Origin of the sequence: Micromonospora sp. NPDC049662 (assembly GCF_040675055.1) — a bacterium.
GTDB lineage: Bacteria > Actinomycetota > Actinomycetes > Mycobacteriales > Micromonosporaceae > Micromonospora.
On record NZ_JBFAOC010000067.1, the window covers coordinates 1 to 15,364 of the forward strand.

13 protein-coding genes are annotated in these 15,364 nt (G+C 72.5%); 9 read left to right on the forward strand and 4 right to left on the reverse strand.

Annotation, left to right across the window (positions count from 1 at the left end; all coding sequences use genetic code 11):
* Window positions 1–175: 175 nt before the first annotated feature.
* The gene (locus AB0J36_RS30060; RefSeq protein ID WP_357128153.1) at window positions 176–1,525 is read right to left on the reverse strand and encodes a hypothetical protein; all 1,350 of its coding nucleotides are present in this window, start codon (window positions 1,523–1,525) and stop codon (window positions 176–178) included.
* A gap of 82 nt (window positions 1,526–1,607) precedes the next feature.
* Here AB0J36_RS30060 and murD point away from each other — a divergent pair, with 82 nt between their 5' ends.
* Entirely contained in the window at window positions 1,608–2,957 is a 1,350-nt protein-coding gene (gene murD / locus AB0J36_RS30065; protein ID WP_357170923.1) for a UDP-N-acetylmuramoyl-L-alanine--D-glutamate ligase, read from the forward strand.
* Between the two features lie 43 nt (window positions 2,958–3,000).
* Here the strand turns inward: murD and AB0J36_RS30070 are convergent, their stop codons facing one another.
* Window positions 3,001–4,017, reverse strand: a complete 1,017-nt coding sequence (locus AB0J36_RS30070) for a sigma-70 family RNA polymerase sigma factor (protein WP_357128159.1) — start codon at window positions 4,015–4,017, stop codon at window positions 3,001–3,003.
* Window positions 4,018–4,238: 221 nt separating this feature from the next.
* On the opposite strand from AB0J36_RS30070, the gene AB0J36_RS30075 reads away from it, so the two are divergent.
* On the forward strand, window positions 4,239–4,643 hold the full coding sequence (locus AB0J36_RS30075; protein WP_357128162.1) for an SgcJ/EcaC family oxidoreductase: 405 nt from the start codon (window positions 4,239–4,241) through the stop codon (window positions 4,641–4,643).
* Window positions 4,644–4,706: 63 nt separating this feature from the next.
* Window positions 4,707–6,149: an MFS transporter gene (locus AB0J36_RS30080; RefSeq protein ID WP_357128165.1), complete on the forward strand. Its 1,443-nt coding sequence runs from the start codon at window positions 4,707–4,709 to the stop codon at window positions 6,147–6,149.
* A gap of 38 nt (window positions 6,150–6,187) precedes the next feature.
* On the opposite strand, the gene AB0J36_RS30085 is transcribed toward AB0J36_RS30080, so the two are convergent.
* Window positions 6,188–7,159: a hypothetical protein gene (locus tag AB0J36_RS30085; protein ID WP_357396679.1), complete on the reverse strand. Its 972-nt coding sequence runs from the start codon at window positions 7,157–7,159 to the stop codon at window positions 6,188–6,190.
* An 85-nt stretch (window positions 7,160–7,244) separates the two neighbouring features.
* Here AB0J36_RS30085 and AB0J36_RS30090 point away from each other — a divergent pair, with 85 nt between their 5' ends.
* The 4 genes from AB0J36_RS30090 (at window position 7,245) to AB0J36_RS30105 (ending at window position 11,907) form a co-directional block, all read left to right on the forward strand.
* Window positions 7,245–8,129, forward strand: a complete 885-nt coding sequence (locus tag AB0J36_RS30090) for a hypothetical protein (RefSeq protein WP_357128171.1) — start codon at window positions 7,245–7,247, stop codon at window positions 8,127–8,129.
* Window positions 8,126–8,854, forward strand: coding sequence for a hypothetical protein (locus AB0J36_RS30095; RefSeq protein WP_357128174.1), 729 nt, complete (start codon window positions 8,126–8,128; stop codon window positions 8,852–8,854). The genes AB0J36_RS30090 and AB0J36_RS30095 overlap by 4 nt, the downstream gene beginning before the upstream one ends.
* Before the next feature lie 150 nt (window positions 8,855–9,004).
* Window positions 9,005–10,303: an aspartate aminotransferase family protein gene (locus tag AB0J36_RS30100; RefSeq protein ID WP_357396682.1), complete on the forward strand. Its 1,299-nt coding sequence runs from the start codon at window positions 9,005–9,007 to the stop codon at window positions 10,301–10,303.
* 116 nt (window positions 10,304–10,419) lie between these two features.
* A complete protein-coding gene (locus AB0J36_RS30105) occupies window positions 10,420–11,907 on the forward strand; it encodes a CoA-acylating methylmalonate-semialdehyde dehydrogenase (RefSeq protein ID WP_357128580.1) in 1,488 nt (495 codons plus the stop codon).
* Between the two features lie 554 nt (window positions 11,908–12,461).
* On the opposite strand, the gene AB0J36_RS30110 is transcribed toward AB0J36_RS30105, so the two are convergent.
* Window positions 12,462–13,448, reverse strand: a complete 987-nt coding sequence (locus tag AB0J36_RS30110) for a BadF/BadG/BcrA/BcrD ATPase family protein (protein WP_357396685.1) — start codon at window positions 13,446–13,448, stop codon at window positions 12,462–12,464.
* A gap of 205 nt (window positions 13,449–13,653) precedes the next feature.
* On the opposite strand from AB0J36_RS30110, the gene AB0J36_RS30115 reads away from it, so the two are divergent.
* Together AB0J36_RS30115 and AB0J36_RS30120 are read left to right on the forward strand one after the other, a co-directional pair.
* Window positions 13,654–14,607 carry a MurR/RpiR family transcriptional regulator gene (locus tag AB0J36_RS30115; protein ID WP_357128182.1) on the forward strand — a complete coding sequence of 318 codons (954 nt, stop codon included), beginning with the start codon at window positions 13,654–13,656 and terminating at the stop codon, window positions 14,605–14,607.
* Window positions 14,604–15,353, forward strand: coding sequence for an SIS domain-containing protein (locus tag AB0J36_RS30120; RefSeq protein ID WP_355052754.1), 750 nt, complete (start codon window positions 14,604–14,606; stop codon window positions 15,351–15,353). Before AB0J36_RS30115 ends, AB0J36_RS30120 begins: the two co-directional genes overlap by 4 nt.
* Window positions 15,354–15,364 lie beyond the last annotated feature (11 nt).

Genomic DNA, 15,364 nt, shown 5'->3' on the forward strand with positions numbered 1-15,364 from the left:
ACCCCACCCCACCCCACCCCCTCTCAGCCCTGTTGATCAAGAGGTTCGCGTCAGGAAAGCCGGCGTTCCTGACGCAAACCTCTTGATCAACGGGAGTAGGCGGAGTGGGGCGGAGCGCCCGCGCGGAGGCCGGGTGGGGGAGGGTGGGGGTGGGGGTGGGGTGGGGGTGGGTGGGTTAGGAGAGGGCGGTTAGGGCTTTTGCGTAGGTTGGGGGGATGTGGTTGGGGCCGCCGGGGGTGAAGACGTCCGTGTGCGCCACTGCGGACCAGGCTGTGGCGGGGACCGCCTCCACCAGGGCCTTGATCACCGGGGCGTCGCGCCACTGGTCCTGCTCGGCGAGCAGGCCGAGGGCCACCACCGACTCCTCGACCTCGCCCACGCACTCGAACGGCTTGTGCCCGTCCACGCCCAGCAGCTCCCGGTAGCCGGGAATCTGGTCCGGGTCGGCGAGCAGGTCCCCGCCGAAGATGTGGGTGACCCGCTCCCGGGGCATGAACGGCGCCATGGCCAGGAAGACGAACCGGCACTTCGGGCAGTTGCGGCACCAGCGCTCGGACGCGTCACGCAGCTTGAAGGCGGCGTTGCAGCTGGTCACCACGTCGTCGTACCGGGTGAACTCGGCGAACAGCCGGGCGATGTGCAGCTCCGACAGCGACCGCAGTAGGGAGAAGTACGGCTCGGTGAGCCCGGCGTGCTCCGCCAGCGCCCCCCGCAGCAGCCCCTCGGCCTCCACGCCCTTGGACCACTGGTGGTTGATCTCGTGACCGTTCCAGATCAGGTTCGGGTCGGACGCCGAGCGCTCGTTGGACATCACCACCGGGCCCAGCCCGTGCAGCACAGCGGTCGCCACCGCGATCAGGGAGTTGATGGCGGTGACCGGGATGTGGCCGTTCAACGCCCCGCTGGCATTGAGGTCGAACAGCACCGGGTCGATCCGTCGACGGGCGGCGAGCGCGGTCAGCCCGGACGCCTCGTTCACCGCGACGATCACGTGGTTCGGGTTCACCGAGAACGGCACCGGGTCCAGTTCGGCGCGGCGCAGCGCCTCCAAGCTCACAATCGAGTCCTTGCCGCCGCCGACGGCCGAGAGCGGGCGACGGTCGGAGTTGTCGTAGACGCGCGGCGACTCCGGTGAGCCGGCCGGCACCTCCGGACGCAGTTCCAGCACGTACGGCAGCTCGTTGCGGTACGCGTACTCGGCGAGGCCCTTGGTGTAGACGGCCGTGACGTAGTCGACGGTGGCCGCGCCCAGCGGCGCCGGCAGCACCAGCCGGGGAGGCGCGGCGGCCTTGTAGTAGCTGACCCCGGCGACGAGGTGCAGCACCTCCAGCACCCGGTCGAGGGTCGCCACCGTCTCGTCCGACGGCGGCTCCGCCGGCAGCGGAAGTGTGATCACCTCGGTGAACCGCTGCTCACCGGCCGGGCCGGTCAGCGCGTAGTCGAACAACACCTCGCCGGTGGCGAAGTCGATCGAGTAGGACGGGAAGGTGAAGGCGTCCATCCGCCGGAGCTGCTCGTTGGGCACACGCCATACTAGGCCCTGGTTCGTCCGGCCGTGTCCGGACCGGGCCCCGCCAGCCGCCGCCGTGACCCCCGAGGAGAGCCCCGTGCGCCTGTCTGACCTGCGCGGACGTACCGTCGCCGTCTGGGGCGCCGGTCGGGAGGGCCGGGCTGCTGTGACCGCCATCGCGGCGCACGGCCCCGCCGATCTGGTCGCCGTCGACGACAGCGCCAACTTCCTGTCGCTGCCGTGGGAAGGTCCGCTGGCCGAGGCGGCCCCCCTGGTGACCGGCGAGGCGGGGTTCGCCCGGCTGACCGCAGCCGACGTGGTGGTCCGCTCGCCGGGGGTGCCGCAGACCCACCCGTGGCTGGTCGAGCTGCGGCGACGTGGCGTCCCGGTGACCCAGGGCACCGCCCTGTGGATGGCCGACCACGCCGCCCGCACCGTCGGGGTCACCGGCAGCAAGGGCAAGAGCACCACCTCCAGCCTGATCAGCCATCTGCTCACCGCGATGGGCCGACCCAACGTCTTCGGCGGCAACATCGGGGTGCCCACGCTCGACCTGCCCGACGCCGAGCTGTACGTGTTGGAACTGTCCAGCTACCAGTGCAGCGACCTCACCGACTCGCCCCGGGTCGCCGTGGTCACCGCGCTGTTCCCCGAGCACCTGGACGCGCACGGCGGCGAGCGGGAGTACTACCGCGACAAGCTCAACCTGCTCGCCCACGACCCGCAGACGATCGTGGTCAACGGCGGCGACCCGCGGCTCGCCGCCGAGCTGGGTGACCTGCCCGCGACCCGGGCCGGCCGGCCCGACACCACCCACGTCGCCACCGGCGCGGACGGCACGCCCTGGTTCCACCTCGGTGACCACCCACTCTTCCCGCGTGCCGTGCTGCCCCTGGTGGGCCGGCACAACGAGGGCAACCTCTGCGTCGCGCTCGCCGTGCTCGACGCGCTCGGTGTCGACGTGGTGGCGGCCAAGGACCACCTCGCCGTCGCCGTCGCCGAGTTCCAGGGGCTGGCCCACCGGCTCACCGAGATCACCGACCCGTCCGGGTTGACCTTCGTCGACGACACGCTGGCCACCAGCCCGTACGCGGCCATGCACGCCATCGACGCGTACGACGGGCGGCCCTTGACGGTGATCGTCGGCGGCAACGACCGAGGGCTGGACTACACCCCGTTGGCCGAGCACCTGGCCGAGCGCGAGCTGACCGTCATCGGCATCCCGGACAGCGGCGCGCGGATCGTCGAGGCGCTGGCCAACCTGCCGAAGGTGCGCACGGAACTGGTCGACGACCTGGTGGAAGCGGTGCGACTGTCCCGGGAGGTCACCCCGACCGGCGGGGTGGTGCTGCTGTCGCCGGCCGCCCCGAGCTACGGCCGGTTCCGCAACTTCGAGCACCGCTCCGAGGTCTTCGCCCAGGCCGTCGCCGACACCGCCGGGGCGTAGGGTCCGGCGGCTTCTCCTCCCACGGATGCTCGGCCCGGCGGGACTACCGTCCTGCGACGGGTCGGCCGGTCTCGTCGACACACGGCGGGAGACCGCAGGGTGCGAAGAGGCTCGGGTCGTGGAAGGAGACGATCCGGGAGACGCCTGTTCGGGTGGGGGTGAGCACCTGGAGGCTGTGCGGGTGGTAGAGCCCTGCGGTGCTCCGGGTGTACGTGGCGAGCGCCGGCTGACCGTTGGCCCTCGCCGGAATTGTGCGGACCGTGCCGGCGCGGCCGAACACGGTCGTGGCGAGGAAGCGAGTGACAGCGTCGCGTCCGGCGAACCAGGTGAGGTGTGGCGGCATCTCCATCGTGACGTCCTCGCGTAACACCTGTAGCAGTGCCGCCGTGTCCGCGTTCTGGAAGGCCCGTGCGTACCGGTCGAGCAGCAGCCGGTCGGCCGGATCGACCGGTTCGGTGAACATGTCCTCGGTAAGGCCGGTGCGAGCCAGGTGCGCGCGGGCCCGCGCGAGCGCGCTGTTGACCGCGTCGGTAGTGGTGTCGAGCAGGTCGGCGACCTCGGAGGCGTGCCAGGCGAGCACGTCGCGCAGGATCAGCACGGCCCGCTGTCGGGCCGGAAGATATTGCAGAGCCGCCACCAGGGCGAGCCGGACGCTGCTGCGGGTGGTGACGATCGTGGCGGGATCCGCGCCGGGCAGTTCCGCCTCCGGCAGCGGATGGACCCAGGCGACGTCGGGGCCGGCCACCGTCAACGGCTGGTCCGGGTCGCCCGACGGGCCCAGCCCGGAGGGCAGGACCCGTCGACTGCGGTGCTTCAGTGTGGTGAGGCAGGCGCTGGTGGCGATGCGGTACAGCCAGACCCGCAGCGACGATCGACCCTCGAAACCGGCGAAGCCGCGCCAGGCCCGCAGGTAGGTCTCCTGGACGACGTCCTGGGCGTCGTGCGTCGAGCCCAGCATGCGGTAGCAGTGCGCCAGAAGTTCGCGGCGGAACGGCTCGGTGAGTCGGGAGAACTCCTCGTCGCCCGTCCCCTGCGCCGGAGCCTGCGCTGCCTGGGTCATGTGTCACTCCACCCGTCTGCGGTCTGACCTGTCTTGGTAAGGACCCGCGATCCGTCGGGAACTGATCGGCTGCGGCTGCGGTGTGGCCAAGCCCACGTCGCCGTCGGCGGCCGACCAGTCCGATCCCTCCACCGAGTCTCCATTCCTGACCGGTGAGCTGCCGAATCCGCCTGGTCCCCAGGTCACCCGAGGCACCTCCCACACCGAGGAGAGGACGACCGATGACTTCCACGACGAGCCCGGACACCGCGGAGCAACCGGTGCGAGCGGTGATCGACGCCGTCTCGGCCGCGTGGGTCGACAACGACGTGGCCGCTTTCGTCGCCCACTATGCCGACGACGCGACCGCGGTACTGCCCGGGGTGGCCCTGCTGAGCAAGGCGGTGCTCCGAACCGCGATGGCGGCGGCGTTCGCCGACCAGCTCAAGGGCACCCGGCGCGTCCATCGTGTGCGGGGCGTGCGGTTCCTCGACGACGTCACCGCGATCGTGGTCAGCCGCAGCGTGACCATCGCCGTCGGCGAGAACGAGCCAGGCGACGAGCGCTGGTCGATCGCCACGTGGGTCCTGTCCGGTCGTTCCGGGCGATGGCTCGTCGAGGCGTACCACGACTGCCCCGCGGCCTGACCGCTGCGCCTCGTCCGCCCCTGACAGCGAGGCGGAACACCCCGAACAACTCTGGAGAAGAACGTGGACAAGGCAGGAACAAGAACGCGCTCCACGCCGGCACAGCGGTGGGCTCTGGCCCTCAGCTCACTGGCATCGTTCGTCGTGGTGCTGGACATGCTGGTGGTGGCGACCGCGCTGCCCGCCGTTCAGCGAGACCTCGGCGCTTCGCTCGAAGAGCTCGAGTGGACCGTCAACGCCTACACGCTCAGCTTCGCGGTCCTGCTGATGACCGGCTCGGCGCTGGGCGACCGCTACGGGCGGCGTCGAATGTTCGCGATCGGGCTGGGCCTGTTCGCCGTGGCCTCGGCCGCGTGCGCGCTGTCCACCCAGGCGGGCCCGCTGATCACGGCGCGGGTGGTGCAGGGGGCCGGAGCGGCGATGATCATGCCGGTCGCGCTGGGCGTGCTCAACGGCGCCTTCCCGCCCGAGCGGCGTGGCTGGGCGACGGGCGTCTACGGCAGCGTCACCGGGCTCGCCGCGATCGCCGGACCGGTTCTGGGCGGCGTCATCTCCCAGAACCTCGCCTGGCAGTGGATCTTCTGGCTGAACGTTCCGCTCACACTCATCGCGATACCGCTGGTGCTCGGCCGGATCGTCGAGGCCCGCGGGCCCGGCGGCACACTCGATCTCCCGGGTCTGGCCCTGGCCGCCGCGTCGGCGCTGGGCGTCACCTGGGCGCTGGTACGCGGCAACGCGGCCGGATGGAGCAGCGCCGAGACCCGGTCGACGCTGGTCGGCGGGATCGTGCTCGGTGGCCTGTTCGTCGTCAGGGAGTTGAAGACCCCCGCCCCGATGCTGCCGATGGGGTTGTTCCGCTCACCGGCCTTCTCCGCCGGCAACGCCGCAGTGTTCTTCATCAACGCGTCGCTGACCAGCGCGATCTTCTTCACCGCTCAGTTCCAGCAGGTCGCCCTCGGCCACGGCGCGGTACAGGCCGGCTTGCGGCTGTTGCCGTGGGGCATCGCACCGTTCCTGATCGCGCCACGGGCGGGCGCGCTCACCGATCGAATCGGCGAACGGGCGCTGGTCATCGCCGGCACTCTCCTGCTCGGCGTCGGCATGGGTTGGATCGCGCTGATCTCCGAGCCCGGCATCGGCTACGCCACGACCGCCGTGGCGATGACCGTCGGTGGCCTCGGGTTCTCGCTGGCCCTTCCCGCCGTCACCAAATCGGTCGTCAGCCGTGTCGCGCCGCAGGACATCGGCCGGGCATCGGGCACCTTCAGCACCCTCCGGCAGTTCGGCGGCGCGTTCGGGGTCGCCCTCACCGGTGCCGTCTTCGCCACGGCCGGCGGCTACGCCACCGCTGGCGTGTTCAGCGACGGCTACGTCCCGGCGATGGGCGTCTCCGCCGCGCTCGCCTTCGCGGCCACCGCCGCCGGCGTCGTGCTACCGCGGCACCGCCGCCTCGCGCCGGCCACGACCACCGGGCGTGCCGCACCCGCCGAATCCGCGACGGGGTGACCCGGCGGGCAACAGGATGATGAGGCAGGTCGGTCGGGTCACCGCTGGGCGACCAGGCTCTCGTGCAGGGCGCGCATCGAGCGGATCGCCGAGCGGATCTCCTGGAGGTAGCGGCCCGGTGTGAGGGTCTGCTCGGGTAGCACCGCCACGTCGGCCACCGCCGGATCCACCCCGACCGTGTCGATGTCGCAGCCGTAGGGCAGGGCCAGGGTGCGCAGCGCGTCGCAGTGCTGGAACGGCACGTAGATGGGCGCGGTGACCGTCAGCACCTCGTCGCCCGGCGCGAGCCGGACGTGCCCGGCCCAGAACCGCTGGGTGTCGGCGGTGTGCGCCCGCCGCCGGTCCGGTTCGCTGGACGGCGCGGCCAGCACCCGTACCGGTGGCAGGCCTGCCGGCCGGTAGGTCCGCGACGACCAGGAGTGGTGGGGGTGGCCGGCGTCGACACCGGCCTGCTCCGCCGGTGCGGCCACCCCGAACACCCGCCGGACGGCGGTGTCCAGCACGTCGACCTCGGTCTCGTCGGCCGGCAGACCCGCGTCGGCGAGGGTGGCCCGTTCCCACTCGGACAGTGGGCGGAAGCTGCCCAGCACGGCGACCTCGCCCCGTACCGTCAGGCCGGCGCGCAGCAGGTGCGCCGCGTACCCGACGCGCCGCACGCAGGCGTGCGCCAGGCCGCCGAGCACGACCAGATGGGCGTACGCCGACCGGGCCGGCGGTACCGGGTGGACGAGCCCGAGCGCGGCGGCCGCGTCGAGGACCAGCGTCGCGGTGGCCGGATCGAGGTCCGGCTCGCGCGCGTCGGGTCGTTCCCGCCCGCCCCGGAAGTCCCAGTGGCGGGCGGAGAAGTCGTCCAGGAACCGCAGTACCTCGGCGAGGTCGCCGGTGGGCCAGTCGCCGCCGAAGTTCCGTACCAGGCCGCGCAGCGCGGTGGAGCAGACCCAGGCCTCGACGTCGGGCATGATCCGCTCGGCGGCCGAACCTGCCGAGGGGACCGTCTCCGCTTCCTGCACCTGCCGGATGCTACCGGCCGCCGCGGCGGCGTCCGCGGTTGTAGCCGCTGTTTACGCTGGCGGCAGCGGCTGAGGGGGGACTCCGATGACCCGTGACGGTGCGCGTCGGCGGGGATGGGGCGGCACCTCCGCGGGCGGTTTCCTCCGGCTGGTGGCGCACACCGACCCGGTGGCGTTGGTCGGCATCACACTGTCGATCAGCCTCAGCGTCCTGCTCGACCTCACCAACGCGGCCTCCGGGGTGGAGTCGCTGCTGGCCGGCCTGATGGGCATCACCATCTCGCTGCTGGTGGACTCGCTGGCCCGCGCGGAGCGCCGGTTTCACCTACGGACGTTGCTGGACGGCCCGCCGTGGCTCGTCCACACCACCACGGAGGTGGCCGCCGCGATGCGCGCGGCGGCCGAACAGCACGCGGGCACCCGGGTGGCGGTGGAGGCGCAGCGACGCTACGAGCAGTTCCGGCTGGAGGCCGAGCATCTCGCGCAGGGGCGGATCATCCGGCGCGGCGACGAGGACGAGGATCTGGTCGGCGCTACCCGCACCTGCGCGCACCGGCTGGACGCGTTGACGAACGTGATGCCCCGGGCGAGCGGGGAGCTGAGCTGGTGGCGTGGCGAGATCGGCCGCCGCTACTGGGAGGCGAACGTCGATGCCCTGCGACGCGGCGTCCGGATCACCCGGGTCTTCGTGTACGCCACGTTGACCGACGAGCTGTCCGACCTGGTCGGCCGGCAACGCGCGGCCGGGGCCCGGGTGGGCCTGCTGCCCTTCGGCGCGGTGGGTCCGCACCTCCTTGTCAACCTGACGCTCTGGGACTCCGTGAGCTGCTGGGAGGCCCGGATGACCGCCCACGGTGAGATCGGTGAGAACCAGTTCTCGGTCAACCGCACGGACGTCGAGCGTCTCACCCGCGTGTTCGACGCCTGCGTGGGCGCGGCGACCTTCGAGGACACGACGGCGACCCCATGACGTGGAGCGCGGTCCTGCTGGTGACGGCCGTCGTCTGGGCGGTCAGCGTGATCCGCTCGGTGCGGCTCCGCGCGTTGGTCTACAGCCTCCCGTTGCCGATGACGCTCGCCCTGGTCAGCACCCCCTACGGCGTGGACGGCGCGCAGGTGCTCGGTGTGCTGGGGCTGAACCTCTTCTTCGGCATCGTGGCGGTCACCTACCAGCGGCTGCGCTGGCCCATCCTGCTCGCCGACGGCGCGGGGATCGCCGCGTACGTGGCGTTGAGCGCCGGCCTGGTGGCCGTCCACATCCCGTTCGAGGCGGCCCTCGCCGGCACGGTCGCGCTCTGGCTGGCGGCCATGCTGCTGCGTCGCCGTCGCGCCCGCCCGCCCACCGTCGCCGCCGACGAGGCAGCCGCAGGAGGGCGTGCCGCCGGACTGCCGGCGCTGCTCAAGCTGGTGGTCATCCTCGTCGGGGCGATCCTCACCGCGTTGCTCGGCGCGGTGCTGCGGGGCATGGTGGTGACGTTCCCGTACTCGGGGGTGTTGGTCGCCGTCGAGGCCCGACACCAGTTGTCCGAGTTCAGCGGGCACTTCGCCCGCAACAGCCTCGCGCTCGTCGGCTTCCTCACCGCGTACCACTACGTCCAGGACGTCTCGTCGGCCGGCGCGCTGGGGGCGGGCTGGTTGGCCTTCGCGGTGGTCGCCACCGCCCTGCACCTGCCGCCGCGTCCGCGCGGGTCCTGAGCCGGGCACGGGCCAGCCCGGACAGTCGGCCGCGCGACGGCGGACGTACCTGTCAGGTCGTACCCGCTCTGCGCTACACCCTGCCAGTTGTCCGCGCTCGCCGCCGGTGGGAGCGTGCGGTATCCACGAACGCCGCTGAAGGGTGCCACGATGACCGACGACCTGCTGGCCCGGCACCGGGCCGTTCTCCCACCCTGGATGCCGCTGTACTACGCCGAGCCGATCGAGCTGGTCTCCGGCTCCGGCCGCCGGGTCACCGACGCGCAGGGCCGCAGCTACCTGGACTTCTTCGGCGGCGTGCTGACCAACATGATCGGGTACGACATCCCGGAGATCCGGGAGGCCGTCGAGCGGCAGCTCGCCACCGGCATCGTGCACACCTCGACGCTCTACCTGATCCGTCAGCAGGTCGAGCTGGCCGAGAAGATCGCCCAGCGCTCCGCTATCCCGGACGCCCGGGTGTTCTTCACCAACTCGGGCACCGAGGCGAACGAGGCGGCGTTGCTGGTCGCCACCAATTACCGCCGCTCGCACCAGGTCCTGGCGGTGCGCAACAGCTACCACGGCCGGTCGTACGCGGCGATGGGCGTCACCGGCAACCGCACCTGGTCGGCCAGCGCGCTCAACCCGTTGCAGGTGGCCTGGCTGCACTCCGGTGACCGGGTACGCGGCCTGCTGGCCCGGTTGAGCGCCGACGAGCGCCTCGACGCGGCCGTGGAGGATCTGCGCGAGGTGCTGGCCACCCAGACGTCCGGCGACGTGGCCGCGTTGATCGCCGAGCCGATCCAGGGCGTGGGCGGGTTCGTGCACCCACCGGACGGGCTCTTCGCCGCCTGGAAGAAGGTCCTCGACGAGCACGGCATCCTGTTCATCGCCGACGAGGTGCAGACCGGCTGGGGGCGTACCGGGGAGCACTTCTGGGGCTACCAGGCCCACGGTGTGACCCCGGACCTGCTCACCTTCGCCAAGGGCATCGGCAACGGTTTCGCCCTGGCCGGGGTGGTCGGCCGGGCCGAGGTGCTCGAGGCGGTGCCGGGGATCAGCTTCTCCACCTTCGGCGGCAACCCGATCTCGACGGCGGCCGGCAACGCGGTGCTCGACTACCTGGTGGCGCACGACCTCCAGGCGAACGCGGCCCGCGTCGGCGCGATCCTCGCCGACGGCCTGCGGTCCGCCGTGGGCGGCCTCGACTGCGTCGCCGAGGTACGCGGAAAGGGGCTCATGCTGGGCGTCGAGTTCGTCCGGCCGGGCAGCGGCGAGCCGGATCCGGCGTTGACCAACCGGGTCTTCGAGGCGTGCCGCGACCGTGGTCTGCTCACCGGAAAGGGCGGGCTCTACGGCAACGTGCTGCGGATGGGTCCACCGTTGACGCTCACCGAGGACGAGGCCCGCGAGGGCCTGGCGATCCTGGTCGACGCGATCCGCTCGTCGACGGAGGTGACGGCATGAGCACCGGCGGTCTGGGCGGCATGAGCACCGGCGGTCTGGGTGGCGTGAGCACCGGCGGTCTGGGCGGGGTGAGCACGGGCGGTCTGGGCGGGGTGAGCACGGGCGGTCTGGGCGGCGTGAGCATCGGCCACTTCGTCGACGGCAAGCGGGTCGGCGGCACGTCCGAGCGACGGGGTGACGTCTTCGATCCGGCCACGGGTCGTCGTACCGCCGAGGTCGAGCTGGCCTCGACCGCGGACGTGGACGTCGCGGTGCGGGCCGCCGCCCAGGCGGCCCGCACCTGGCGCGACGCGTCGCTGGCCCGGCGGTCCGCCGTGCTGTTCGCCTTCCGGGAGTTGGTGCACGCCCGCCGGGACCGGCTCGCCGAGGTGATCACCGCCGAGCACGGCAAGGTGCTCGCCGACGCCGCCGGCGAGGTGCAGCGCGGCCTGGAGGTCATCGAGTACGCGTGCGGAATGCCCGCGGCGCTGCGCGGCGCGTTCAGCGAGAACGTGTCCACCGAGGTCGACTCGTACACGATCCGGCAGCCGGTCGGCGTGGTGGCGGTGATCTCGCCGTTCAACTTCCCGGTGATGGTGCCGCTGTGGTTCGTGCCGGTGGCGGTGGCCTGCGGGAACGCGGTGGTGCTCAAGCCGAGCGAGAAGGACCCGAGCGCGGCGCTGCTGCTGGCCGAGTGGTTCGCCGAGGCCGGCCTGCCGGACGGGGTGTTCAACGTGGTCAACGGTGACGCCGAGGCGGTCGACGCGCTGCTGGACCATCCCGAGGTGCGCGCGGTGTCGTTCGTCGGCTCCACCCCGATCGCCCGGCACGTCTACCAACGCGGCACCGCCGCCGGTAAGCGGGTGCAGGCGCTCGGTGGGGCCAAGAACCACCTGGTGGTGCTCCCCGACGCCGACCTGGACCTGGCGGCCGACGCGGCGGTCAACGCCGGGTTCGGCTCGGCGGGGGAGCGGTGCATGGCCATCTCCGTGCTGGTGGCGGTGGAGCCGGTCGCGGACGCCCTCGTGGAGCGGATCGCCGCCCGGATGGCCGGGCTGCGCACCGGTGACGGCCGGCGGGGCTGCGACATGGGGCCGCTGGTCAGCGCCGCGCACGCCGAGCGGGTGCGGTCCTATGTGGACGCGGGTGTGACCGCCGGGGCGGTACCGGTCGTCGACGGGCGGGAGGTGACGCCCGACGGCGACCCGGACGGCTTCTGGCTCGGCCCGACCCTTTTTGATCGGGTGACCCCGGACATGTCGATCTACACCGACGAGATCTTCGGGCCGGTGCTCAGCGTCGTACGGGTGGGCTCGTACGACGAGGCCGTGGCACTGGTCAACGCCAGCCCGTACGGCAACGGCACGGCGATCTTCACCAACGACGGCGGGGCGGCCCGCCGCTACCAGCACGAGGTGGAGGTCGGCATGGTCGGCATCAACGTGCCCATTCCGGTGCCCATGGCGTACCACTCGTTCGGCGGCTGGAAGTCGTCCCTCTTCGGCGACCTGCACGCCCACGGCGAGGACGGGGTGCGCTTCTTCACCCGGAGCAAGGTGGTCACAAGCCGGTGGCTGGACCCGCGCCACGGTGGCGTGAACCTCGGCTTCCCCACCCAAACCTGACCGATCCCGATCACCCACCCCCTGCCCTTCCCCCCACCCCCACCCCCACCCCCACCCCCACCCACCGCCCGATCTCGGTGATCAAGAGGTTTGCGTCATGGAACGCGCTCCTGCTGACGCAAATCTCTTGATCACCAGGTTGGAGGCCAGGGGCCGGCCAGCCTCTGTCAAGATCCGCGCAACTACAGGGAAACTGCGGCCTCAGCGCGTCTTGAGGCAGCAGTTTCCCAGAAAGTGCGCGGATCTTGTGCGGCGCGGGCGGAGGGGGCGGGCGGAGGGGGCGGGCGTAGGGGTGAGCGCGTCGAGGCGCATCTGGAGGGTCGGTGATCGTGCTCGATCCTGGATGTAGTCCCCTCCTCGCGGTGTGAGGCCACTACATCCTGGTTCGAGCGCGATCAAGGGGGTGGGGCCGCGCGTGCGGGCACGGTCGCACAGCGGTGTGGCGGCGTGGCGGCGGGACGGCGTGTGCGGGCACGGTCGCGTAGCGGCGGGACGGTGTGGCGGCGGGGCCGCGTGTGCGGGCAGGTCGCGTCGCGGCGTGGCGGCGCGGGTGGTCAGGGGGTGGGGAAGAGGAGGGTGTGTAGGGCTGCCGGGTCGGTGACCTCGGGTAGGTCGCGGGCGGCGAGCCAGGCGGCTGCGGCCGCGCCGTCGCCGGCGGTACGCAGGGGCGCCGTCGGCCAGCGTCGACCGATCTCGGCGCGGACGGCGCTGGCGAGCGGGGTGTCCGCGATGAGCAGTCCACCGCCGAGCACGACCGGCGTCGTCGACTCCGCCGAGCGGATGCGGGTGACGCTCTCGGCCAGGTGGGCGGCGGCTTCGGCGATCAGGGCGGTGGCGACCGGCTCGCCGTCGGTCGCCGCGGTGACGACGAGCGGCGCCAGCCGGGCGAGGTCGATCGGCGGTCGTCGGGTGACCGCCTGGATCGTGGCGTCCACCGTGTCGCGGGGGCGGGGGGCCACGTCGGCGCTGCCCAGCAGTTCGGTGAGCACGGCCGCGCCCAGCCTGCCCGGGGTGTGACCGGCGTCCAGGTCGGCGAGGAGTCGGCGGACCGCTTCGCGGCCGAGCCAGAAGCCCGATCCGGCGTCGCCGAGCAGCCAGCCGTGCCCGTCGGCGACCCGGTCGAGCCGCAGGTCGACGACCTGCGCGGTGATCGCGCCGGTGCCGGCGATGAGGATCGTCCCGTTGGGCTCGGCGGTGCCGGAGGCGTAGGCGACGAGGGCGTCGCCGTGCACGGCGTACGGGCAGCGCAGGCCGGCGTCGTGCCAGGCGGAGTCGAAGGCGGCGCGTCCGGCGGGGTCGGCGAGCAGACGGGGTGCGCCGGCCAGCCCGATGGTGCCGGCGGCCACCCGGGTCGGGTCGACGTCGGCGAGCGCGGCGCGCAGCGCGGTCAACACCTCGGCGGCGGCCCGTTCGGCGCCGTGGCTGGTGGGGTTGCCACCCCCGGCCTTGCCGGTGCCGAGGCGTTCGCCGGCGAGGGTCAGGGCGGTCGCCCGGGTGGACGTACCCCCGACGTCGAGACCGACCACGACGGTGTCGGACATCGGCACGGGCCTCCTTGCGCTGCGCGGTCACGGGCCTGTTCATGCTGGTCGGCACGGCCGTGGAGGGCAACTCCGGGAGGGCCCGGACGGCTGTGCGCCAGGTAACAGTTTGAAAACTTCGCCCACAGTCTTGACACGGAGGGCCGTTCAGTAAGAACTTTTACCACTAACAGTTAACAGTCTTTTCGGAAAGGTGAGGCGTCCCATGGTTGATCACGAGGTGGACACCGCCGCGGGGACCGCGGTGGTCGACGCCCACGCGATCGACCGAAGGAGCGCGGCCTCCGACGGGGTGCTGGCCCGGGTGCGCAACGGGCTCGGCGAGCTGACCGGAGCGCTACGCCGGGTCGCCGAGCACGTGCTCAGCGACCCCGAGGCCGCGGCGCGCTCGACCATCGTGGAGCTGGCCGAGCGCAGCGGCACCTCACCGGCGACCATCACCCGTTTCTGCCGGGCCATGGGCTTCGAGGGGTACGCCGACCTGCGCCTCGGGATCGCCGCCGAGACCGGGCGGGCGCGCTCGGCCGGCTGGACCGTCGACATCGGCCGCGAGATCCAGCCGAACGACCCCCTCGGTCGGGTCCTCGACCAGATCATGGCCGCCGACACGCGGGCCATGCACGACACCGCCGCGCTGCTCGACCTCGGCGAGGTGGAACGCGCCGCCGTGGCGATCGCCGGCGCCACCCGGGTGAACATCTTCGGGGCCAGCGGCAGCGCCCTGGTGGGCGAGGAGATGCAGTTCAGCCTGCACCGCATCGGGGTGGCCGCCTGGGCGTGGAGCGACGTGCACGAGGGGCTGGCCAGCGCCGCGCTGCTCGGCGTCGGCGACGTCGCGCTCGGCATCTCGCACACCGGCCAGACCCGGGAGACCATCGAGATGCTCGCCGAGGCGGGCAGCCGGGGCGCCACGACCCTCGCCCTGACCGGCTTCCCCCGCTCGCCGTTGGCCGAGCTAGCCGACATCGTGCTGCTCACGGCCAGCCAGGCGACCACCTTCCGGCCGGACGCGCTCTCCGCCCGCCACCCGCAACTGGTGGTGCTCGACCTGCTCTACATCGCCGTCGCACAGCGCACCCACGACCGCGCCCACGCGGCCTTCCGGCGTACCGCGCAGGCCGTCGACGGACACAAGGCCGCCAAGGGGGTCCTCTCATGATCAGTGCACAGGGGTACGCGGACGCGGTCCGGCCGGTGCTCGACCGCCTGCTCGACTCGGAGGCCGACGGGATCACCCGGGCCGCCGACCTGATCACCGACAGCCTGCGTGCCGGCGGCGTGCTCCAGGCGTTCGGGGCCGGGCACTCCGAGGCGTTCGCCGCCGAGCTGGTCGCGCGTGCCGGCGGGCTGGTCCCCACGAACCGGCTCTCGGTACGGGACCTGGTGGTGCACGGCGACGCCCCACGCGACGTGCTCGCCGACCCGAAGCTGGAACGTGATCCCTCCATCGCCCACCAGATCTACGCGCTCGCGGCGCCCCAGCCGCGCGACGTGTTCGTGGTGGCGTCCCAGTCCGGCATCAACGGCTCGGTGGTCGAGCTGGCGGCGCTGGTCACCGAGCGCGGTCACCCGTTGATCGCGGTCACCTCGGTCGAGCACACCGCGCGGGTGGCGCCACGGCACCCGTCCGGTCAACGGCTCGCCGACCTCGCCGACGTCGTGCTGGACAACGGCGCGCCGTACGGTGACGCACTGCTGCCGCTCGAGGGCGGCGGCGCGGTCTGTGCGGTCTCCTCGGTCACCACCGCGCTGCTGGCGCAGTTGCTGACCGCTGAGGTCGTACGACGGTTCCACCAGGCCGGAGAGGTGCCCCCTATCTACCTCTCCGCCAACGTCCCCGGTGGGGACGAGCACAACATCGCCCTCGAGTCGCGGTACGCCGGACGTCTCCGGCGTACCGCCTGACCCGAATTCCA

Excerpts from the sequence above, each read along its gene's own strand:
- AB0J36_RS30115 (WP_357128182.1), top strand. The coding sequence starts at position 13,654 with ATGGTTGATCACGAGGTGGACACCGCCGCGGGGACCGCGGTGGTCGAC.
- AB0J36_RS30090 (WP_357128171.1), top strand. The coding sequence starts at position 7,245 with ATGACCCGTGACGGTGCGCGTCGGCGGGGATGGGGCGGCACCTCCGCG.
- AB0J36_RS30075 (WP_357128162.1), top strand. The coding sequence starts at position 4,239 with ATGACTTCCACGACGAGCCCGGACACCGCGGAGCAACCGGTGCGAGCG.
- AB0J36_RS30070 (WP_357128159.1), bottom strand. The coding sequence starts at position 4,017 with ATGACCCAGGCAGCGCAGGCTCCGGCGCAGGGGACGGGCGACGAGGAG.
- AB0J36_RS30095 (WP_357128174.1), top strand. The coding sequence starts at position 8,126 with ATGACGTGGAGCGCGGTCCTGCTGGTGACGGCCGTCGTCTGGGCGGTC.
- AB0J36_RS30110 (WP_357396685.1), bottom strand. The coding sequence starts at position 13,448 with ATGTCCGACACCGTCGTGGTCGGTCTCGACGTCGGGGGTACGTCCACC.
- AB0J36_RS30100 (WP_357396682.1), top strand. The coding sequence starts at position 9,005 with ATGACCGACGACCTGCTGGCCCGGCACCGGGCCGTTCTCCCACCCTGG.
- AB0J36_RS30120 (WP_355052754.1), top strand. The coding sequence starts at position 14,604 with ATGATCAGTGCACAGGGGTACGCGGACGCGGTCCGGCCGGTGCTCGAC.